Raw genomic sequence first — 21148 nt, 5'->3', positions numbered from 1 at the left:
AATTTTGGAAAAGGATTTGTTCACCGATCGACTGACATCGGTTAGAGCAGATCTATCTATAAGAAGAGAATAGGAAGCGAACCGACAATGGAAAAAAATCTCATCGAATTGATCACCCCCGTTTTTTTCGTTTTGCTCATAGCGGAACTGATTACCGGGTATGTTATCAAAAGACCAGTTTATCGATTTAAGGATTCCGTGAGTAATCTGACAGCGGGAATTTATATGCAGGTGTTTACGGTCTTTGTAACCGTAGTGCTACTTTCTTTTTACGCATGGGTTTATAAGAATTTTGGAATTTTCCGAATTTCAGAAACTTCAGTTTTCGGTTGGATCGCCTGCTACGTGTTAGCCGACTTTTGCTACTATTGGTACCATCGACTCGGACACGAAGTTAATATTTTCTGGGCCTCGCACGTCGCCCATCATCAGAGCGAAGATTATAACTACACCGTGGCTTTGAGACAGGGTATGTTTCAAAATCTTTTTTCACTGCCGTTTTATCTTCCTCTGGCAATCATAGGTTTTTCACCGATGATGTTTGTGATCTGTATTCAGGTCAATTTCGCTTATCAATTTTGGATTCATACTCGATTGATCGGGAAGTTGGGAATTTTTGAATATATTTTCAATACTCCTTCTCAGCACCGCGTTCATCACGCGAGAAATCCGAAATACATCGACAAAAACTACGCAGGAACCTTTTCCATCTGGGATAGAATGCTCGGAACTTTTATCGAAGAAGAAGACGAACCGATCTACGGAATCGTAAAACCTCTTCAGACTTGGAGTCCGATTCACGCACAAATTCATCATTTTGAAGATTTAGCGAAGATTTCTTGGAAAACAAAAAGTTGGAAAGATAAGATTTTGGTCTGGTTGAAGCCCCCAGGCTGGATGCCCGCCGACGTTGGTAAATTTATTTCTCCGCCTGAAATCGACAAAAAAACTTACAAAAAATTTAATACTGAAATACCGGCCGCTCTGATGACTTACTCCGCCGTTCAGTTTGCGTTTGGAATCGGCGCTTCCATGATCTACATAGAATTTAAAAAAGAACTTCCTCTTTTTGAGATGTTGGTTCTTGGATTTTACGTTCTCTGGACTTTTTGGAATATCAGCGCGATCTTTGAAACAAAGACCAGCGGTATGATTTCCGAAATTGTAAGAATGAGTTCGATCGTTGCAATTTCTTTCCTATTTCCGATGGATTTTACCGGCGTCGAAAAGTTAAGAATGGTCTTAAGTCAGGAATGGATCGTAGCTTTGCCTCGAATTCTTCAGATCGGATCCATCGTTTCTTTGACGGTATTGGGAAGTTTTTTACTCAGTCAGAAACGATTCTTCAGCGTGGAAGGTCAAAAGCCTCAGCCACAAAATACATTCTGAAACTCGAGTCCTGAAACCATAGGGAAAACGGTTGACCCAAGCCGATTATCCGAGTTTCTTTTCGTGGAGAAGAAACTCGGATAAACTGGAGAAAACCGTATGCAAAAATCCCTTCCGCAGTTACGGACTAAAAATAAATTATTTCTATATCTGCTTCTTATTTTTCTCGTCTTGACGACTTCCGCTCAAGGTCAAGAGGACGGCGGCGAAGAACCGGAAAGACCTTCCGGAGAACGGATTGCCGCTTCCGTCGACAAAGCGGATCCGTCTCGGATTCAATCCGTCGTTTTGTATTCGAGCTTTGGGTATGTAACGAGAAATCTTCGTGCGAAGATTAAAGCCGGAAGTTCGGAGATTTATCTCGGCGAAATTCCCGATCAAGTTTCCGAAAGAACGATTTCGGTTCGTTTTCCTGATTCTTCTCGTAAGGTTAAGATTCGCGGAATTCGCGGAAAGATCAAAGTTGAAAGAAGAGCAAGAACGAAAGAAATCGCTTCCCTTCTCAAAAGACAAGAAACGATTAACGATCAGATCGAATTGTTAAGCGCAGAGATTCAAGAGTTGATCGATGAAGAAAAAACGATCGTAAGAATTTCTCCGGTCTTAAGAGGGGATCACGCGCTTCAAGAGGAAGTCGCGGATCCTGAATTCTTAGCCGGATTTCAAAAACAATATCAAGAACATCTCAATCAACTTTCTTCTCTTAGACAAAAGAAATTGGAATCTTTAGATCAGGTTCGAGAAGAAGGTCTGGTCGTCGACGCGCGTCTTGATCACTTAGGAAGACTCGAAGCAAAACAAAGAAAAGAACTCTATCTCGAAACTGAAACGACTGAAGATGTGGAAGCTTTGATCGAATATAAATATTTGATTCCGGGCGCGAGTTGGTTTCCTCGATATTCTTTGCAATTGACCGACGAATCCAGAAGCGGTGATTTGAGTTGGTTCGCACTCGTAAGAAATGATACGGGAGAAGATTGGGATAAGGTAAAATTATTTTTTACCGCTTCCAATCCGGATCTCGACATCGATCTTCCGATTGTTCGAGAGTGGAGAATTCAGACGCAAGCTACCGTAGAAGAATCCAAACAACAATACAACGAACAGAACGATGAGACGACGTTTCGAAATCAAGATTCCGCACCTAATTCTGCTCCTATGGCGGGGTCCGTTGTAAAAGAGAAAAAAGAAGAATCTAAAAAAAGAATCAAACGTTCAGCCAATTCCAAAGCTGACGGTTATGCTCAGGAGATAAGCTCCGGAAAACCGGTACAAGCTCCGATGGAACAATCGCGTCAGATCATAGAACAGAATTATTCCAATCGTGCAAACTCGCTTCGAACCGAAGACAATCTCAATCAGCTAAAAACGGATTTGGCGAATCAGCAATATAACTTTAAGAGCGGTCAGTATGATCAGGCGAATTACTACGGGCAGGAAGCTCTAAAAAAATTCTCCAAGCTTTCGGACTTTTCCAGGAAAGAATTAAACTCGATCGAAACTTACACGGAGGATTTACTTCGGAAAGGAAGTGTGATTCTTTCCTCGCAAAAAATTCCCGGCGGTTTGATTCCTCCTTCTCCATTGGAAGGATTTGACTATCAATACTCTTCCGGTATTCAGGAAACAATTCCTTCGGATCGATCTCTCAATAAAGTCTTTTTAAAAAAGAAATCTCTTTCGCTTGTTCCGGGTTATGCGACTTCTCCCATCGCGGGACCGGGCGCGTATCTTACCGTTGAGGCTTCGAATTCCGAAGGCGAACCTTTACTCGCTGGACCGATGGAAGTTTTTTCCGGTAATACTCTTCTTGGAAATACGGTATTGAGCGTGAGTAAACCCGGTGAGGCGATTCGGATGGAGCTCGGCCAGGATCGAGACATTCTCGTCAATCGAAGAGAGACATCTTTTGAACAGAAAGAAGGTGTGATCTCTTCTCGAACAAAAATCAAATACAAGGTCAGCATCGAAGTTAAGAACCGCAAAAAGAGAGCCAGCGCTATCACTTTGATCGATAGAATCCCATACACGGTCGACGATAGCGTAGATATCAAATTCGAACCGGGAAAAGATATTCCCGAAAAGAACGTGGAAGGAATTTTAACTTACAAGTTAGAGCTTCCGGCCGGCGGAAAGAAAATTATAGAATTTGAATATTCGGTAAGTCATCCCGCCGAAAATCGCCTGATCAGAACGCCCGGATTGGGAGGATATTAAGATGAATCGGTTACAAATAATTATGAAAACCTCTCTAAGACAAAGTCGATTTTTCGATTCTAAACTTTTAAGAATTTGGACGATTCTCTTATCCGGAATTTTCGTACAGACTTTTGCGTTAGAAGCGAGAGAGATCGAGCTGAAAGTTCAAGACGTAACCTTGTATGAGTCTTCGGCCGGAGTTTTGCGAAGTGGAAAGATTCAATTGGAGCCGGGAGTGAACGAACTTCTGATTCGAAATCTTCCAGTCCAGCTTCAAGACGAGTCCCTCGTTGCCTCCGTCGACGCGGCCGGAGCTTCGGTCGTCGGATCGAGCACGTGGATCGAAACCGGTGCGATCATTCACAACGAAGAGGCTTTGGATCTTCAAAAGCGGATTAGAATTTTGGAAAAAGAAATCGAAGTCTACGAAGGAAAGGATTCAAACTTAAAAAATCTGAAAAAAATTCTTACCGATACGAGATTAAAAATTTCCGAAATGGTTTCCAAAAATCTTTTCTACAAAAAGAACGAAGCGGAATCCAAAAAGTGGTTTTTGTCGCTTAACAATAATCGCCAAGCGATTCAAACCGCGTTGAATTCGAACCAGGAAATAAATCGTTCGATCAAAGATCTTCGCAAAAGACTTTCCGATTTGAGAGATAAGTTGAGCGTGATTCTTTCCCTTTCCGAAAAGGCGTCTCGTATCACGAAGGTTCTCGTGAGTTTTAACGGAGCTGAAAAAAAAGAAGCTAAGTTGAATCTCACGTATCAATCCGGTGGAGTTTCTTGGAAGCCGTTTTATTCAGTTCGTATGGAGGGACGCGAAAAAATCGAACTGGAATATTTAGCCGATATCGTTCAAGAGAGCGGAGAAGATTGGAGTAATATTAATCTTTTATTATCTACTTCCAGTCCCAATGTAAGCGGAAGAAGACCTCGTCTCTCCAGTCAAAAATTATTCGATCAGAAAAGACAAACCGACAAAGATAATCTAATAACTTTTCAAAGTCAAAGCACCGCGGGGGAAGCCGGCGCGGCTCCCGAAGCCGAAGCGCCGGAAGCAAATACCGAGCCGACAACCGGAAGCAGTGAAGAATCCGGAAGCGGCTTTTTGTTTCGCTATTCCAAACCGGTTACACTTTTATCCAGAAAGGAATCAAAAAAACTATCATTGGCTTCCTTTACGACGGACGCGGCTTTTAGCGCCCTTTATGTTCCGAGCTTGAAACGTTATCCGCTCATTCGAGGGAGTTTCAAAAATTTATCAGGTTTTCCGATTCTACCGGGAGAAGCTGCCGTGTTTCGTCAGGCGGGAATGGTGGGAACTTCCAGTTTCGGTTATATTAGTCCGGGCGAAAAAGCTGAGATTTCTTTCGGGTCCGAAAACGAGATCCGTGCCATCTATCGGAAAGAATCCAATCAAACAAAAGAAGGACTTTTATCCGGAACAAAGGTGATAGAAAAGTTGATACGAGTAGAAATAGAAAACTTCGGTAAGGAATCTAGAACTATCTCGTTTCAAGAATCGATTCCGGTTTCCGGAGTGGAGAGCGTTCAGGTAACGATTGATTCTTCCACGACCCCGAATTATTCGGAGCTAAGAAAAGATTCCGGAATCTTAGAATGGAAAATCGATATTAAACCGAACCAGAAACAAGAAATCAAATTGAAATACAAGGTAAGTTTTCCTTCGGAATTCGATTTGAGTCTGTGACGTCTAACGGAGTTCTTCTTCTTTTGAAACCGCAAGAGGAGAAGGGACTTCCGTCATATCCCAGAGTTCCAAAGCTCCATACAAAGAACTTTGTTTTGGAATTTCGACGATGAACGTCCCTCGACCGGCGTTGAGATCAAAACATTCACTTTTACTCAAAATCAAACTTTCCGGAGAGGAAATTCTTTTCGAACCTAAACTCGGATTGGAACGAATCGGCGCTTGTTTTAGATTAAAGACGACGCAGTTTTTCGGATTCTTCAAAGTCTTGTATCCAAAGTCGATCGTGTAAACGGTCTTGGAATCCGATTCTTGATTACGATGAATTTTTTCAAACCAGACCATCGTGTCCGATTGAGGTTCTTGTTTTTGAGCGGGCGTGGAAGCCGTGGAAGAAGAATGATTCTTCAGAGAATCTAAAGCAAGATGAAAGGAAGAATCATCTTCGATACCGAAGTAAGTTCCATCCCCTTCTTCGGTTAACATTTTCATTTGTTGTTCTTCGTTCGGCTTTAATCCCAAACCCAAAACGTGAAATTTAAACGGAATCCCTTTCTGTTTTAATATTTGGAGTTCTTTTTTAGGATCCCCGTAACAACTTTCCACACCGTCAGTGACTAAGATGATTTCAGTTTCTTTTTTTCTCTGAGAAATAAGATTTCCCGCGATCCGAATCGATTCCGCTAAAGGAGTCGCGCCCGCCGGAGTAAGGCCGAACAAACGATTCTTAAACGTATCAGGATTTCCCGCTTCTAAAGGATGATAAAGACGCGAAGACGAACAACCAGGAACCCTATTTCCATAAGCTAAAAAACCGATATCAGTTTGAGCCGGAAGCGACGAGACATAGCGACTAACGTGTTTTTTGGCCAGATGAATCTTTTGATAAATTCCGAGATATTCGTTCATCGAACCGGATGCATCTATGATGAATAATTTTGAACGCTCGGGAATTTCGGACGCGCTCTGGCCTTCGTTTAAAAGTAGTAAAAGACAAAGGGTGAACACTGTCTTGAGATTCAAGCGCATACTATTCATTCTATCGGCTATTTACAAAAAATCTATCGAGGGTAGAATTCGAAATTATCAAAAAAAGAAATTTTTCTCGGATGAGAATCGCTAATCTAAAATCGGAATCCGATCAAGTCGTGCGAATCTTCTATCGATTCCAGTAAGAAACTTTGGAAAAAAATTCTGTCCCATTCTTATCAACCGAAATCTTACTGATGGAGCCGTAATCCAAATCGAATTGAATTCCGTCTTTTAAGGGAATGGAAACAAGATTAGAGAGAAAGGCTCTGATTACTCCGGCGTGAGTTACGATTCCGATTTTCAAGTCTGCGTTTGAAGATATAAGAATCTCTTTTAAAAAATCGGAAACTCGTTTTGAAAGATCGAGATAACTTTCTCCGTTTGGAGTTCTTTGGTTTACGAAGTCGTTCATCCAATACTCGGATTCTTTTTGAGAAATTTCCGACCAGAGTTTTCCTTCCCAGAAACCGAAGTTCAACTCCATAAGTAAATTAGAAAATTCTACTGTTTGATTTGAATTCTTCGATAAAAACTCGGCTAACTCTTTACAACGTCTACTCGGACTCGAATAGAGTTTGTCGAATTGGGGCTCCAGTTTGGAAAAAATTCTATCGAATTCTATTTGAAAATTGGAAACGAGAGGAAGATCGGTTCTTCCGTAACACGTGCCCTTCGGAACGTCGGGAGTCGAATGTCGTATTAAAAAGAGTTCCAAGAAATTAGGATTCCAAGATAAAAAAGTAATTCGGTGACTTGTTGTGTGAACCCGAGACAATCACCCGTAAAACCTTCGATCCATTTTTTAAAATAGGATCTTAGATAGGTTATCATAAGAAAGGAAAATCCAAAACCAAGAGCGACGTGAAGAATTTGATCCGGATATTTTTGGACAAAATAGAACGCGGGGAAACATCCGAAAAAAGTGGAAATTATAAAATCGGAAACAAATAACTTTTTAACGATCGGCTTTGATTTGGAAAGATCGTTGTCCCTTGCGTAAGGAATCAACGTCATCAAAACCAAAGCGGACCATCTGCTCGCGGAGTGTGCAAACCAAGAGGTAAGTAAAAAAATCCAAGGCGAGAGTTTGAACAATTCCACCAAAAGAAAAAATTTTAATCCTAACGCAAGAATCAAACCGATCGAACCAAAGGTTCCGATACGACTGTCTTTCATGATCTCTAAAATTTTTTCTTTGCTCCAACCTCCGCCAAACGCGTCACAGACGTCTGCGAGCCCGTCTTCATGAAAACCTCCGGTGATCAATACGCTTACGATCATCCCCAGAAGGATTGCAATCTCGATAGGAAGGACTTGCGCTAAACCATAGCTCGAAAAAGAAGCACCGGCGGAAACAACCCAACCTATAAAAGGAAAGTATCTTGAAGATCGGGCAACAGAGGCTTCTGAATAGACGTAAAAGGGAGGAACGGGAAGTCTCGTGTTAAACATCCACGAGGCGCAGAAACGATTCCATTCTTCTCTCAGAAAAGAAAAGATCAAATTTTTTGATCTACCTTCGCGGATTCAAAGGAGGCCATTTCTTTTAGGAATGTCGTCGCAGAAAGTATAATAGGATATGCAATCGCACAACCCGTTCCTTCTCCCAGCCTGAGCCCTAAGTCCAGCAGAGGTTTCGCATTCCATTCTTCTAATATATAAACATGACCCGGTTCTACCGATCTATGACAGAAGATCGCGTTTTTGATTATGGAAGGTTCCATTCTTTGTGCGATTAAGAATGCGGAACTCGCGATAAAGCCGTCTATCAAAAGGATTCTTCCTTTTTTTGCGGAATCTATCATCGCTCCGACGATCATCGCAATCTCAAATCCGCCGAAAATTTGAAGAGTATCGAACGGAGTTTTTATATCCGATTTGTATTTGCGAAGACACTCTTCCAAAATTACGATTTTCTTTTGAAAACCTTGATCGTTTAAGCCGGTTCCTCGTCCTGTAACTTCTTTGAGATCCTTATCCAAGAGGCTCGCAGTGATCAAACTCGCAGAGGAAGTGTTTCCGATGCCCATTTCACCGAAGCCGATCACATTACAATTCTTTGATACGGATTCGGTTGATACCCAAGCTCCTCTTTCGATCGCTTGATTACATTCGTCTATGGTCATCGCCGGTTCCATCAGAATGTTTTTGGTTCCAAAGCCGACCTTGGCGCTGATAAAATCTGAATTTTTAGAAACGGAATCGTGAGGAAAGGAAAAGTCGACTCCTGCGTCTACCACTTTGAGATGAATCGAATTTTGTTTACAGAAGGCGTTGATCGCGGCGCCTCCATTCAGAAAATTGAATACCATTTGATAGGTAACTTCTTTGGGATACGCGCTTACACCCGAATTTGCAAGACCGTGATCTCCGGCAAAAACCAAAAGGTGAGGTTCTCTGAGTTCCGGAGAATCGGTATTTTGAATCAATCCGATCTGAAGAGCGAGAGTTTCCAAGGTTCCCAGGGAACCGGGAGGTTTTGTCTTTAGATCGATTTTACTTTGTATCTTGGAATGTAGCTCGTTTAGATTCAAACAATGAGTTCCTTATTCGTTTGGTTTTTAGGGATTGAAATTCTTTCCTTTACCTTCAATTCCACTCGGTCTAAAATACCGAATAACACGGAAGTGTAAAGCAAATCACCTAACAACGTGCCTGCGAAATAAGGAATTGCGACTAAATAACAAGTCAATAATCCGTCCCAAGTTTTTGCATAGAGGGAAGAAAACGCCCAGACCGAAAAGTTCGAAAGGACAAAAAATTGAACGCTCGCAAAAAATGCGATTCCAGAAACAAAAATAAGTCTTTTTTGATTCTTAAGAAAGAATTTTCCGAGAAAAACATTTATCATCAGAGAAAGATAAACGATTGAAATCCCTTCGTAAAACATTTCAAATCCATGAATTCGCGAAAGAATAAAGTCCGTGATCAACATTAGGATCATCGGAAACGCGAACGATTTCCAACCCTGAACTCGCGCACCGGAATAAACCGTCATCGCGCCGACGGAAGTAAAATTGGAAGGATGCGGAAGAAAGCGGGAAATTCCCGCGAATATAACCGCTAACGAAGAAACTCCGTCATTTTGAGTGAAAGCAGATTTCCATTTTTGAAGAAAGAGTTTGATTTGTTGCATTCGATTTTCCTAATTAAGGGCTGAGTTGTTTTGCTATTACGCCGTCGATATCCGGATTTTCATTCGCACCGGGAATCGGTAGAGTCGTCTGAATCGCTTTCGCCGAAGTGAGTTTGACGTAGAGAAATCCGTTGGTCTGAAGATTTGTCGTCAAGGCTCCGTTACAACCGTTCCCCGAAGCTCCAAAGTTTGCGTCGAGAAGATCAAACCCATCACCACCACCGGAAGCAAAGAGCGTAGCGGAATCCAACGGATTCTTATCTTGATTGTAATCGACGTAACGAAGTCCGGCAAATCGAAGCCAGCTCGCAGGGTTTGTAGAGAAGGTGCCGCCGCCCGTATAAGTCGGATTCCATCCGCACCAATTGGTAAGATCGTTTCCTACTTCTACGATCACAGGTTCTAAAAATACGTTTGTAGGGCTGTTGTTTTGTTGAAACGGATTTTCGAAGACGATAAAGTCATTGCCCGTCGTATTCTGAACCTTTTTTCCATTCCAACCGAGTGTCAAGGATGCGCCTGCGCCGTTTGTATCTAAAGTAAAGACGTCCAGTGATCCGTTGAAGCTTCCGAGTCCTAAGATTCCATCCGATGCACAAGAAGAATCTTGAAAACCGGTTCCGGTATCGGCGGGAGCGCTGACGATCTGTTTGGCGTTGAAGATTCCGACTTGATCGATTGCCAAACGAGTTCTACAAGGATTTGTATAAGCGGTATTATTGTTAGTTTGCGCTAAGAAAAGAAGGGCCGCAAAGGAATCCGAATCTTCGGTCTTCGTTTCTTTACATCCAAAAAGTAAAAAGGAAAGAAGGGAAAAAACAAGGATTCGTCTCTTGTTTGAATTTATATTTATCATAATTTCATTCGAGGTAAGTAAATCAAATCGTGATGAGACTTACTTACCTCGCTCTTAAATTTACTTAGCTTCGAAACGATTCCAAACAAAACCTGTTCCCGGAGTAAACGTGTTATTCGTATAACAACCGGTATTCATATTTGTTTTGTCGTTTACCTGAGTGCTTGCTTTGATCGCGTCTAAAGTTGTTTTATTTCCAGTTAAATCACCGCAGAGATAAAATTTATTATCCGTGAAAAAATTCCAATAGTATGCAGAGAATTTTCCAACAGCGCCGAACGGATGGACGGTAAATTGAACATACATAACTTGTTTGGCGTTATCATAAGCCATAATGTTTCCTTCGTAAGTGGAAGAACCGCTTACTTGTTTGAAGGTATAATTTGTTAATGTGTATTCACCGGTCTTAACTGTACCCGCGGAGTTAAATGCGTCCCCTGCGTAAGAAGGAGTTCCATTGTATGCGCTCCAAGTTCCCGCGATTTGTAAATTTGTAGCATTGATGATCGTTAAGATGCTGCTAACTTGATCATTGTTATCTTCCTGCTTTGTTTCAAAACAATTCACAGTTCCAAAAAGAAGAACGGTCGCTATTAAAAGTTTCCAAAGTACGTTACGTTTCATGTTGTTTCCTACAAAAGTTGTCTTTTGTCGGGGTAGATAAGATTCTAAGTTTAGAATCGTTGAATTCAAATCAGAATCCGATCTAAACGAATGGATTGTAAAAGTTAGATTTTCCACTCGGGTCCCCCGACGTTCTCGTCTTTCGGGACCCCATCGCGGAAGCATGAAAATGCATAGGCGAGTTTCGAACTGTCCCTACCTCGAGGACGGTGTTCGCGGGGAAGATCTGGCTTATCGATTTTCTTTCAAAAATCGAAATCACAGTTGCGGGTCAGCGTGGGATTTACACCCAACTTCCTCCCTGAAAGCTTAGGGACAGGGGAAAATTTCGACTCTTTCCGGGCAAGATTTTTTCCGGGATGGAAATGTAAGAGATTTCCGGGCCTTCAGTCAAAATCTTTCCTCGGGAAAGAAGGGCAATTGCCGAAAATAAAGATTGGGATCGAATTCCCTAATTCAATTCGGACTTAAAAATGGAAATTAGCAGATCGGAGTTTATCAAACTTGGAATTTTGACCGCCGCAGGCATTTCCGGCCTTCCTGGGATGAATTTACGTGCGCAAGGATCATCCGGGCCACAAAAGACAGTGATTGTGCTTGGAGGTGGAATTTCCGGATTGTATGCGGCTTATCTTTTGGGCAAAACCGGAATCAAGGTAAAATTGATCGAGGCGACCGATCGTTTGGGCGGAAGAATCCGGACGGTTGCCGATTCGAGCGGGAACTTTTTGGATCTTGGCGCGGAATGGATTCAAGCGGAACATCGAACCGCGAAAAGTTTAGTTCGAGAATTGGGATTGAAGACCACAGATTTTGAAGTTCAGTCCGATCTTTTTTTCGGCTCCTATCAAAAAGCCGGAACCTGGGAGATCTCCTCAAAGTCCCAAGAAATTCTGAATAAACTCGTGCAGATGAATTCAAAAATCAACTCGGTGCAACAACAAGAGTTGGATCGAATCAGCTTTTATAATTTTTCAATCTATCAGGGAATGACACCCGATGATCTTGCTATTTTAAACTTTAAATATTCCTTATATTATGGAGATTCTCTTCGTTCGCTTTCCGCGCAGAAGGTTTTATCCGATCTTATCAACTTTCCAAAATACAACACGAGAATCGAAGGTGGAATGGAAGCGCTTGCAAAAGCGCTCGTGTTCTCCTTGGAAAATACGGAGACGATCTTTGCCGATCCGGTAGTTTCGGTTTTTCAAGGTGAAGGAAAGGTTTCCGTAACGACCGGGTCCGGAAAGAAGATAGAAGGAAGCGCTTGTATCTCGACGATACCGGCGAACCAACTTACGTCGATTCAATGGGATCCGGAATTGGATAAGGAAAAGAAACTTTCGGCCCTGAGAATTCGTTATTCAAGAATCTATAAAACTTTTCTAATGCTTCGAGAAGCCCCTTGGACGAGAGAAAACTTTTCGGCTTATTCGGATTCTGCCGCAGGTTTTCTCTACGACGCGGGGACAAAATCAAATTCGGAAGATAAGGTTTTAGGAATGATTTCAACGGGAGATCGTTACGACGTAATGGCGACTTCCACTGACGCTTTGAAAGTGGAATACATTCGACTTGCTTTGGAAAGATTGAGTCAAAAGAAGGATCTTCAAGTACTTCGAATTCAGAGCAGCGAATCTTCTCATTCCAAATATGTTCCTTCCGGAATTGCGACCTTCCCTCCTGGAAGTTACGGGTCGATCATATCCTTGCTCAAACCGATGGATCGAATCTTCTTTGCCGGAGAACACACTGCGGAATTAAACGGAACCGTAGAAGGCGCTCTTGCGTCTGCGATCCGAGCCGTCAATCAAGTCTGAAAAGAATATAAGAAAGGAATTTTAAAAACGAAATTCCTTTCTCGTTTTTAAAACAGAGCAAAAGATTGTATAAGAATTTTCTAACATTCTTGTTTTCTCGACTACGTAACGATTTTCAAACGAAACAACTTTTGATTATACGGCGTTCTGTTCCAATTTCTGAGAATTTTCTTTTCGATAGAGTTCCGGAAGAAATCGTTCAAATTGACCCACTTCTTCAATGTTGTGACGAATCCAAGCTAATCCTCTTTTTTTACTAAATACAAATTTTAAAAATAGGGGACGAACGAGTTTCCACGTCCAGCCTTTCCAACCGATGATCAGAGAGTTTTCGTAGATCGTATCGTTTCCTGATTTTTCAAAAGTGTATTCCATTCTTGCGACTTTGTATTTTCCTTCCAGCCTTGGATTGTGGATATAGCCTGTTTCGTCTAACTTCTCAATTTCGGTCACGATGTTTACGATGTAATTTTTATTTCTTCCCAGATATTCCACTAAACGAATCGAAGCTCCGGGGCCGATCGAACCGTCGGGAAGTCTCGTTTCGTAACTCGCGTGAACGTGGTCTTCTGGATGCCAGACTCTGTATTTTTCATAAATACCACCTTCGTATTCTATCTTTCCTTCCAGATGGGAAAACCACCAAACGAGCATCTTGGGAGTAACTCCTTTTACCGGAGAATGTCGAATCCAGAATTGAACTCTTCCGTCCGGAAGTGTTCTCGTGCCGGACAAGGCGGTTTCGATCCCCTTTTTGAGCCAGGGTACGGGGAGAATTTCCGGAATTGTCAAATCTACATTTTTCATAAAAGCCTCAAGTATGGTAAATACTATACTTTCAAAATATAAATATAGTGGATACTATACAAGCATTTTTTTTCAAAGAAATTAAAAAAAGAAAAATCTGATTTGGAATTCTACTTTCATTCTTAGCTTGATTTTAAGAATCGAGTGTAGGGAACGACTTGAAACTAAACCGAAAAAAAATACTGATCGAATACGGTAAATACATCCAGCCGGCGAGTGAAAAGGAAAAGGACATTCTTCAAGCGGGAGAAAAACTTTTTGGAGAAAGGGGATTTGAGGGAACTACGACTTCGGAGATCGCGAAAGAAGCGCAGGTGACGGAAAGAACCTTATTCAAATACTTTCCAACGAAGAAGGATCTTTATTTAAGAATATTATCTTCCATTGTCTATGAAACCGCTTTCGCCCAACAGATTCCCGAACTTCGAAAATTCTTAGAAGAAAGAAATGTCTCCTTTGAACAATGGTATCTTTCGATCATGAGAAATCGAATTCAAGCTGCGAAAGAAAATCGTCATAAAATTCGGATCCTTGCCTCCGCGATTCTTCATGACTCCACCTTTGCGGAGTATTTTGGTTCCATCTGGAAAGAAAATCTCTTCGTTCCCGCTCTGGAGGCGATCCGTTATTTTCAAGAGAAAGGGGAAATCAGAAAGGAGATCGATCCGGAGACACTCGTCAAAACTTCTTATAGCATCAACGTCTCATATTTGATCTATCGATTTGTCCTTAGCAGGGACGACCACTTCGACGATGAAAAAGAATTAAAGAAGATTCTAAATTTAATTACACAAGGAATCGGAATTTGATTCTTAGCTTTTGTTTCAGAATGTGGAATTAAAAGTTCATTAGGAATAAAACAGATTAATCATATTTTAGAATATTCTAAAAGTTGAATTTATTTCAAATCCTCAAGTTTTCGTACGTATGTTTTTCAAAGCGGCAGAGGAAATTGGTCTTTCACGCCGAACAAACAAAAAATCTCCGTACTATTTTACTTCAATCGGACTTAAAGTCCGTTTTCAAGTAGAATTTCAGAAGGAGACAGTTTGTCGTAACGACCGCCGTGGGCGTAAAAGAATTGACTATCGATTCGAATCTGAATTTTGCGTTCCGCCGGATATGAATTTTTTGCATTCAATGGAGAATGCAATCAAACTGAGACGGGTTCAGTTTTTCAAGTAATTGCATTCATGCAAAAGGAGACTTTCGGGATTCTTCTAAAATTAGAATTGAAATAGGAGAATTTCCAAACGACCGTTTTTGAAAGTCGTTTGGAAATGTTATGCGAAGAAAAAATCAGTCTTCGATTACGCTCATCGCGTATTCGGAAATTGCATCTCTTCTTTGTTCTGCAAAGTCTTTGTGAAACCAAAGATTTTGAATTTTGGAAGCTTCTTTTTTACTTCCGATGGTGATCTTAGTCATACACTCATCTACAGCAAATTTCATGGCTTCTTTTCCGGTTTCTCCGAGACCTTTATTCCGTTTTTTGCGGGTGATTTCTCCGCCGCCTTTTTCCACACGTTTGATCAGATCGTCGTAGTCTTTATCGTCTATGCAGAAGATCGTTTCTTTTTTCTTATCGCTGAACTTCACGTCCACTTCATAAAGCGGCGCGCTGGAGATATGAATAAAACCCAACTCAAAAAGTTCCGGCCAGTATTCGTAAAAGAAAGACAACATCAAAGAACGAATCGCATAACCGTCGAAGTCCGCATCGGTAATGATACTGATCTTTTCGTAATTCAATTCTTCGATTGACTTTACTTTTTGATCCAGGGGAAGTCCAACGATTGCGACGATGTTTTTTAATTCTTCGTTAGCGATTGCTTTGGCGATGCTCATACCTTTACAATTGAGCGGTTTACCACGAAGCGGGAAGAGCCCGTGCAATTTCGGATTTCTTGCGGGACGCAAACCGGCGATGGCAGAATCTCCTTCCGCAACAAACAGAACCCTTCCCGGATCGCCTGGCTTTCCAGTCGGAGGCATGAGTTTCGGAATGTTCATTCTGCTCGCTTTTTTAAGACCTTTTTGCGCGTCTTCAAAAGCCTTGAGCTGAGTTCTTTTTTCCATCTGGAGTTTGATCTCTTCCAAAAGTCCGGTCTTCTTGATAAATTTTTCAAGATGTTTGTCGACCGCGTTTCGAATGTCTTCGTTAAGATCGTTGATCAAGTAAGACTTATCCTGAGATTTAAAACGAGGATTGAGAAGTCTTGCGTTCACATACATGTGAAAACAATTTCTTACGTCGTTTCTTGTAGAGCTTGTTTTGAGCTTTTTCTCTAATGCAACGATTTGACTTTTTTTACGAACTTCGTCGCAGATTCTATTTTCGAGATACTCGATCGCTGATCCGCCTTGAGGAGCGAAGATCGAATTGACCCAAGTAAGATTTTTGTTTTGTCCGATTACGAGATACGTTTCCAAGTGAAGCTGCGAAGCCGAACCCGGAGCGCTGAAATCCATTTTGTAGTAAACGAGATCGGAATGAGAAAAGATTTCATCGAGTCCTTTTTTGAACTTGTATTTGTCTTTTTTCCCTTTGAATACGAACTGAACTTCCAAACCCGGATTGGTCATCGCGATATCTTGCAGATATTGTTTCATCAAATCCACGTTAAACGAAACGTCCAGATTGTTGAAATATTTAGGATTGAGTTCGAATTCTACGGAAGTGCCGTGATCTTCTTTGGAAGCCTTTTCGATCAATTCCTGCATATTCGTTTTTTTGAGGAACGGGCCTAACTTTTCGATCTGGTCCTTTGTTAGAAGAGGGCAGTCCGTAAACTTTCCGTGCTCGTCAAAATAGAGAAATATCCGATCGGTTTCGTCTTTCGAAAGTTTGTAAGAGCGGATTTGTTTTTTTACGTCGTCGTGAACGGTAAAAAGTTTTTTAAAAGAGGTTCCGCCGTTTACGGTTTTTACTTTAAAATAGTTCGAGACCATTCTCACGAGAGAAATCCCGACTCCGTTTTGTCCGGCGACGTGATCTTGTTTTACGTGATCGTCAAAATTCTCGCCATACATCAAGTGAAGATAAACGCCTTCCGCGTTCGCCGCAGGAATTCCTCTTCCGTTATCCGAAATCGTCACACTCTTTCTGTCCGAAGAAAGTTGAATGATCAGCTTGGACATCTTATCTTTTTCAGGGATCGATTTGTCTTTCTGATTTTTACGGTATTCGTCCACCGCGTTCATACAAGCTTCGTCGAGACATTTTAATTTTGCGGGAACGTCTTCGAGTTCCTCGTGAACGATCTCGTATTTTCCTTCGTTGTTTTTACGGAAAAAATGTTGTTCAAAAGTGGATGAGGAGTTTTGTCCCAACCACATACCGGTTCTCATCCGAACGTGTTCTACGTTGGAGAGTTTTTTAAAATTTCTTTCTTGGGATGATTTTTCTTTTACTTTTGTTTTATCTGCGCTCATACTTTATCCCATTTTGTCTGGAGTTCGTCCAATTCGGTTATCATGAAGTCGGTCAATTTTTTGTCTTCTTTGACCAATCCTTGATAACGTGAGAGAGCGGTCTTTGCTTCCACAATCGCTTCTTCGCACTTTCTTACTTCGTCGATAGTCATTCTATAGACGGGAATCGTGGACAACCATTCGAAATATTTAAACTTAGAGGCTTTGAGTTTGTCTTCAAAGTCCTTCTTGGATTTGATTCCGATTACTTTCTCGTTCCATTTCTCTTTAATAAAACGAATCAGTTCGGAGTTTCTTTCGATTTTCTCTTCTTCCAATCCGGAAAGACGTTTGAATCTTCGGATCAAATGAGTTTTTCTAAAATCGCAGAATCGTTTGATGATTTCTTCCGGTTTGAAGTTTTTTAACTTACCGTCGTAAGTAATCACGTTCATAGCGAGTGTTTGAACGTCTTCTTTATTGAAGAGGGCCATGATTTCTTTTTGAGTCGGTTTTTCTCCCTTCTTATATTGAAGTTCGATTCTAAACGTCTGGCTTGAATAGTCGACGTAGTCTTTTAGCCAGGAATCTTTTCTCTCGATGATATCGTCGATCAGAGAAACCACTTTTTCACGGTTCCAGTTCATCGGTGAATCGGTAAGGTAAAGAATATCTCCTTCCCATTTGAAAGCAAAGGAAGTCGCCATCGTAATATTTCCGGCTTCCGTTTCCGCCATTCTCACTTCGCCGCCGAAGTCTCTATACCAAGGTTTTAACGGGAGAGGTTTTTTGGTTTTTAGATAATTGACTTGGGATTTTACGATATCCGCAAGTCTGTGAGCCGGAATAAAACAACGGAAACCGGTTGCAATACCTTGAATATTATTGAGTAATACGATCGGAACCTTTCCTACAAAGTGAATCGGTTCGTCTTCGGTCTCGTCATAATTCTTAACGTAATCGATATCCGGCAAACTTTCAAAGAATCCCAAATCTTTTGCAAAGTCGGATAGTTTTACTTCAGTGTATCGAGGAGATGCGATCGCGCTCGGATCTAAAACGTCTCCGAAGGTCCCTTCACCGGAAACGAGAGGAATGTTATTGGCAAAAGTGAAGTCTTGAGCCATCTGAGAAAGCGCGTCTTGAATCGATCTATCCCCGTGCGGGTGATATCCCATCGCGAGACCGGCTACTTTCACCGTCTTTGTATAACGGTTTCTCGCGTCTGAATTCCACATAGCCCAGAGAATTCTTCTCTGAACTGGCTTCAGGCCGTCGATTTCATGGGGAATAGCCCTGGAATCGCAAACGTAACGCGAATATTTTCTCTGGTCGTCATTGACCTGATCTTCAAAAGGACGTTTTGGGAACGCATCCTTTGGCTTTGGTGGATTGGAATTCTTCATACAGTTTTGGCCAACGAAATTCTAGAACACTATCCTGTCAACTGTAAAAAGTTGACTGGATTTAATTACAGGGTTTTTCAAGTGAAAGAGGGAACAATTCCCTTTCGGACATTTGCATATCTGACCCCCGGTTTTTGTAAAGAAAGTTTAATTTTTGGGTTTTTCCTTGCCGGTTTTTGAGAAAAGCACGATCTACAAGTAGATGAAAAAAGTTTTCAGGTTCTCAAAGTCGGTTTTAATCCGTTCTCAATTTCGGCTCTTTCTCCTATTCCAAGTTGGAATTTCCTTCTTCTTTTTTCATTGTGGAAGTTTTCCGATGCACTGGTTTGAAACTTCGAAGAGCCTTTCGGAGAAGTATTCCTCTCAGATTTATTTTGTTTCGAGTCCTTTTGTTTCTCCGTATTACGAAAGCTCCAGCTTTCAGGCGCGTTATATCTTTTTAAGAAACCAAGCCGGGAAAGAAGAAATGGTTCAAGGGATTCTAAAATATATGGAATTGTCCGGGAAGACCGAACAGACGGAACGAATTCTTTTGGATGTTTCCGAATGGAAGGGAAACTTTCAGAGAAATCCAAGCGACAAACACAAACTTGAATTCACGCCGAAATTTGTTTCCAAACGATTTGAAAAATCCAATTCGAAAACCTTACCGGAGATTATAAATCCTCAGCCAAAGAACGAACCTCTCGAAGACATTAAAAAAGAATTCGTGATCGGAGACGAAGGCGGAATCCGAGAAACCGAAGAGACAAGAGTGGTTCCGGGAATCGGGATTCTGAAATGGAAACACGGCCTCCGGGGAATTTTGGTAAGAATCATGCAGACGGAATTTATTTCCGCAAACGGAACTCTGACTTCTTCTCGCGACTACGACTATGAATCTTTGGAATACCCGCCGGCGATCGGACTTACGGGAACGATTCCGATCCTTCCTTTGAGAAAAGGAGAATCTTATGTCGATTATTATTGTTTGGACTTTCCTTCGGATGTGGACCTTCTCGCATTGAGAAAGAACGAACTCAAAAAATCCGTTTCATTTTACGATCTCTCCACAAATAAACCATTTACCACAACGGCTAATTTCAAAAATTATCCTATCATAAGAATTTCGAACGAGAAAAGCCAATCCCCATGAATCAAACCAGAGAAGTTCGTACCAGATTTGCACCTTCCCCCAGTGGATTTCTCCACGTAGGCGGAGCGAGAACCGCACTCTTCAATTATTTATACGCAAAGTCCCAAGGCGGAAAGTTTATCTTAAGAATCGAGGACACGGATCAAAACCGTTCCACGGAAGCATCTTTTAAAATCATATTAGAATCTTTGCAATGGTTGGGAATCCACTGGGACGAGGGTCCGGGCGCCGGCGGAGAATTCGGTCCTTACATTCAGAGCGAAAGAATTTCGATCTATAAAGAATACACGGATAAACTTCTCAAAGAAAAAAAAGCGTACCGTTGTTTTTGTACTCAAGAAGAATTAGAGGCAAAGAAAAAACAAGCCGAGGCGATGGGAGTTCCCTATGTCTACGACGGCCTTCACGCAAACATGTCCGACGAAGAAGTCGAAGAAAAAATCAAACAGGGAATTCCGTATTCGATTCGATTTAAAACTCCTTCGAAAACTTTAATCGTCAACGATATCATTCAAGGAAAGGTAAAGTTCGAAACGAAATTGATCGGCGATTTTATCATCGTCAAGTCGGACGGGTTTCCTTCCTACAACTACGCGGTCGTAGTAGACGACGCGCTCATGAAAATCAGTCACGTGATTCGCGGAGTCGGACATCTCTCGAACACTCCAAGACAAATTTTGTTATACGAAGCTCTGGGTTATGAAACGCCAGAGTTCGCACACGCATCCGAGATCGTAGGGATGGACGGTAAAAAACTTTCGAAAAGAGCGGGAGCAACTTCGATTCTTGCGTTTCGTGATTTAGGTTATCTGCCGGAAACGTTTCGGAACTACATGGCTCTGTTAGGATGGACTTCTCCGGACGGACGAGAGTTCCTTCCGAGCGACGAGTTGGAAAAAATCTTCGATGTGCATCGTTGTTCGAAATCTCCTTCCACCTTCGACGTCTTTAAAAAACCGAAAGGCGGAGACGAAGAAGTGGTCACAAATTTTTCCGATCTTTCCCAGATCGCAGAAGCGATGAATCCAAAATCCAAACTCAATTGGTTGTCAAATCGAACGATTCGAGATTTAGATATATCGAAAGTATTAGAAAACCTACTTCCTTTTCTCAAAGATCGAAAAGATATTCCGGAAGAAGTAAAAAATATAAGTAACCCTGTACTTACTTCCATCGTCGAATCTGTTAGAGTGTATCTGGATAACCTGACTCAGGCTCCGGAATACATCGCAGAATTCTTTGTTACGGACCTGAAGATTCAGTCGGAAGAAGCGGCTGGTTACCTAAAAGAGGGCGATGGTCCCAAGGTAGTAAAAGAATTCTATGCAATGCTGAAGAATTCTGATCCAAAGACCGATGAGGACTATAAGAACTCAATGTCCAAGATCGGAGAGGCGACCGGTCAGAAAGGAAAAACTCTCTATATGCCGATCCGGGCCGCAACCACCGGAAAGTCAGCTGGTTTGGAGTTACCGATTCTTTTTCCGCTTTTGGGGAAGGAAAAACTCCTCCAGAGAATTGAAAAAACCGCCGGAGAAGCAGGAATTTCGTTGTCGTCCTGAAAAAAACCGGCATATTTTGTTCAAATCGCCTGCTTTGGGCTGTTAATCTTGGAA

At 41.7% G+C, this 21148-nt stretch carries 17 protein-coding genes; 7 read left to right on the top strand and 10 right to left on the bottom strand.

Features of this window, described 5'->3' with window-relative positions; genetic code table 11:
* Window positions 1–87 precede the first annotated feature (87 nt).
* From A0128_RS18660 to A0128_RS18650, 3 genes are all read left to right on the top strand, one after another.
* Entirely contained in the window at window positions 88–1389 is a 1302-nt protein-coding gene (locus A0128_RS18660; RefSeq protein ID WP_069608888.1) for a sterol desaturase family protein, read from the top strand.
* Window positions 1390–1488: 99 nt separating this feature from the next.
* Window positions 1489–3606, top strand: a complete 2118-nt coding sequence (locus A0128_RS18655; protein WP_069608887.1) for a DUF4139 domain-containing protein — start codon at window positions 1489–1491, stop codon at window positions 3604–3606.
* 1 nt (window position 3607) lies between these two features.
* Complete coding sequence (locus A0128_RS18650) at window positions 3608–5302, top strand: mucoidy inhibitor MuiA family protein (RefSeq protein ID WP_069608886.1); 1695 nt, start codon at window positions 3608–3610, stop codon at window positions 5300–5302.
* A 3-nt stretch (window positions 5303–5305) separates the two neighbouring features.
* Here A0128_RS18650 and A0128_RS18645 read toward each other — a convergent pair whose 3' ends face one another.
* From A0128_RS18645 to A0128_RS18615, 7 genes are all read right to left on the bottom strand, one after another.
* Window positions 5306–6340, bottom strand: a complete 1035-nt coding sequence (locus A0128_RS18645) for a vWA domain-containing protein (protein ID WP_083244184.1) — start codon at window positions 6338–6340, stop codon at window positions 5306–5308.
* Window positions 6341–6461: 121 nt separating this feature from the next.
* On the bottom strand, window positions 6462–7049 hold the full coding sequence (cobC, locus tag A0128_RS18640) for an alpha-ribazole phosphatase (protein ID WP_069608885.1): 588 nt from the start codon (window positions 7047–7049) through the stop codon (window positions 6462–6464).
* Entirely contained in the window at window positions 7034–7786 is a 753-nt protein-coding gene (locus A0128_RS18635) for an adenosylcobinamide-GDP ribazoletransferase (protein ID WP_069609403.1), read from the bottom strand. The genes cobC and A0128_RS18635 overlap by 16 nt, the downstream gene beginning before the upstream one ends.
* Before the next feature lie 47 nt (window positions 7787–7833).
* Window positions 7834–8868: a nicotinate-nucleotide--dimethylbenzimidazole phosphoribosyltransferase gene (gene cobT, locus A0128_RS18630; RefSeq protein ID WP_069608884.1), complete on the bottom strand. Its 1035-nt coding sequence runs from the start codon at window positions 8866–8868 to the stop codon at window positions 7834–7836.
* A complete protein-coding gene (locus A0128_RS18625; protein ID WP_069608883.1) occupies window positions 8865–9470 on the bottom strand; it encodes a DUF6580 family putative transport protein in 606 nt (201 codons plus the stop codon). Before A0128_RS18625 ends, cobT begins: the two co-directional genes overlap by 4 nt.
* Before the next feature lie 13 nt (window positions 9471–9483).
* Window positions 9484–10326: an LIC_13355 family lipoprotein gene (locus A0128_RS18620; protein ID WP_069608882.1), complete on the bottom strand. Its 843-nt coding sequence runs from the start codon at window positions 10324–10326 to the stop codon at window positions 9484–9486.
* A 60-nt stretch (window positions 10327–10386) separates the two neighbouring features.
* Window positions 10387–10950: an LIC13354 family exoprotein gene (locus A0128_RS18615; RefSeq protein ID WP_083244229.1), complete on the bottom strand. Its 564-nt coding sequence runs from the start codon at window positions 10948–10950 to the stop codon at window positions 10387–10389.
* Between the two features lie 473 nt (window positions 10951–11423).
* Here A0128_RS18615 and A0128_RS18610 point away from each other — a divergent pair, with 473 nt between their 5' ends.
* Window positions 11424–12770 (top strand): flavin monoamine oxidase family protein, encoded by a 1347-nt coding sequence (locus A0128_RS18610; protein ID WP_069608881.1) that lies wholly within the window; start codon window positions 11424–11426, stop codon window positions 12768–12770.
* A 135-nt stretch (window positions 12771–12905) separates the two neighbouring features.
* On the opposite strand, the gene A0128_RS18605 is transcribed toward A0128_RS18610, so the two are convergent.
* Window positions 12906–13577, bottom strand: coding sequence for a DAPG hydrolase family protein (locus A0128_RS18605; RefSeq protein ID WP_069608880.1), 672 nt, complete (start codon window positions 13575–13577; stop codon window positions 12906–12908).
* Window positions 13578–13735: 158 nt separating this feature from the next.
* Between A0128_RS18605 and A0128_RS18600 the strand changes: the two genes are divergently transcribed.
* On the top strand, window positions 13736–14386 hold the full coding sequence (locus A0128_RS18600; protein ID WP_069608879.1) for a TetR/AcrR family transcriptional regulator: 651 nt from the start codon (window positions 13736–13738) through the stop codon (window positions 14384–14386).
* Window positions 14387–14876: 490 nt separating this feature from the next.
* Here the strand turns inward: A0128_RS18600 and A0128_RS18595 are convergent, their stop codons facing one another.
* On the bottom strand, window positions 14877–17012 hold the full coding sequence (locus A0128_RS18595; RefSeq protein ID WP_069608878.1) for a toprim domain-containing protein: 2136 nt from the start codon (window positions 17010–17012) through the stop codon (window positions 14877–14879).
* Window positions 17009–18397 carry a DNA gyrase subunit A gene (locus A0128_RS18590; protein WP_069608877.1) on the bottom strand — a complete coding sequence of 463 codons (1389 nt, stop codon included), beginning with the start codon at window positions 18395–18397 and terminating at the stop codon, window positions 17009–17011. Before A0128_RS18590 ends, A0128_RS18595 begins: the two co-directional genes overlap by 4 nt.
* 202 nt (window positions 18398–18599) lie before the next feature.
* Here A0128_RS18590 and A0128_RS18585 point away from each other — a divergent pair, with 202 nt between their 5' ends.
* Window positions 18600–19532: an LIC_13346 family putative lipoprotein gene (locus A0128_RS18585; protein ID WP_069608876.1), complete on the top strand. Its 933-nt coding sequence runs from the start codon at window positions 18600–18602 to the stop codon at window positions 19530–19532.
* Window positions 19529–21094: a glutamate--tRNA ligase gene (gene gltX / locus A0128_RS18580; protein WP_069608875.1), complete on the top strand. Its 1566-nt coding sequence runs from the start codon at window positions 19529–19531 to the stop codon at window positions 21092–21094. The genes A0128_RS18585 and gltX overlap by 4 nt, the downstream gene beginning before the upstream one ends.
* The last annotated feature ends 54 nt before the right edge of the window (window positions 21095–21148 follow it).

Origin of the sequence: Leptospira tipperaryensis (genome assembly GCF_001729245.1) — a bacterium.
GTDB lineage: Bacteria > Spirochaetota > Leptospiria > Leptospirales > Leptospiraceae > Leptospira > Leptospira tipperaryensis.
The sequence above is the reverse complement of the archived record's forward strand: the minus strand, read 5'-3'. Positions and strand labels throughout refer to the sequence as shown.

What these genes read in the sequence shown, in the direction of transcription:
- A0128_RS18655 (WP_069608887.1), top strand. Translation starts at nt 1,489, where the DNA reads ATGCAAAAATCCCTTCCGCAGTTACGGACTAAAAATAAATTATTTCTA.
- gltX (WP_069608875.1), top strand. Translation starts at nt 19,529, where the DNA reads ATGAATCAAACCAGAGAAGTTCGTACCAGATTTGCACCTTCCCCCAGT.
- A0128_RS18605 (WP_069608880.1), bottom strand. Translation starts at nt 13,577, where the DNA reads ATGAAAAATGTAGATTTGACAATTCCGGAAATTCTCCCCGTACCCTGG.
- A0128_RS18615 (WP_083244229.1), bottom strand. Translation starts at nt 10,950, where the DNA reads ATGAAACGTAACGTACTTTGGAAACTTTTAATAGCGACCGTTCTTCTT.
- A0128_RS18595 (WP_069608878.1), bottom strand. Translation starts at nt 17,012, where the DNA reads ATGAGCGCAGATAAAACAAAAGTAAAAGAAAAATCATCCCAAGAAAGA.
- A0128_RS18610 (WP_069608881.1), top strand. Translation starts at nt 11,424, where the DNA reads ATGGAAATTAGCAGATCGGAGTTTATCAAACTTGGAATTTTGACCGCC.
- A0128_RS18620 (WP_069608882.1), bottom strand. Translation starts at nt 10,326, where the DNA reads ATGATAAATATAAATTCAAACAAGAGACGAATCCTTGTTTTTTCCCTT.
- A0128_RS18650 (WP_069608886.1), top strand. Translation starts at nt 3,608, where the DNA reads ATGAATCGGTTACAAATAATTATGAAAACCTCTCTAAGACAAAGTCGA.
- A0128_RS18585 (WP_069608876.1), top strand. Translation starts at nt 18,600, where the DNA reads ATGAAAAAAGTTTTCAGGTTCTCAAAGTCGGTTTTAATCCGTTCTCAA.
- A0128_RS18645 (WP_083244184.1), bottom strand. Translation starts at nt 6,340, where the DNA reads ATGAATAGTATGCGCTTGAATCTCAAGACAGTGTTCACCCTTTGTCTT.
- A0128_RS18625 (WP_069608883.1), bottom strand. Translation starts at nt 9,470, where the DNA reads ATGCAACAAATCAAACTCTTTCTTCAAAAATGGAAATCTGCTTTCACT.
- A0128_RS18590 (WP_069608877.1), bottom strand. Translation starts at nt 18,397, where the DNA reads ATGAAGAATTCCAATCCACCAAAGCCAAAGGATGCGTTCCCAAAACGT.
- A0128_RS18660 (WP_069608888.1), top strand. Translation starts at nt 88, where the DNA reads ATGGAAAAAAATCTCATCGAATTGATCACCCCCGTTTTTTTCGTTTTG.
- A0128_RS18635 (WP_069609403.1), bottom strand. Translation starts at nt 7,786, where the DNA reads ATGTTTAACACGAGACTTCCCGTTCCTCCCTTTTACGTCTATTCAGAA.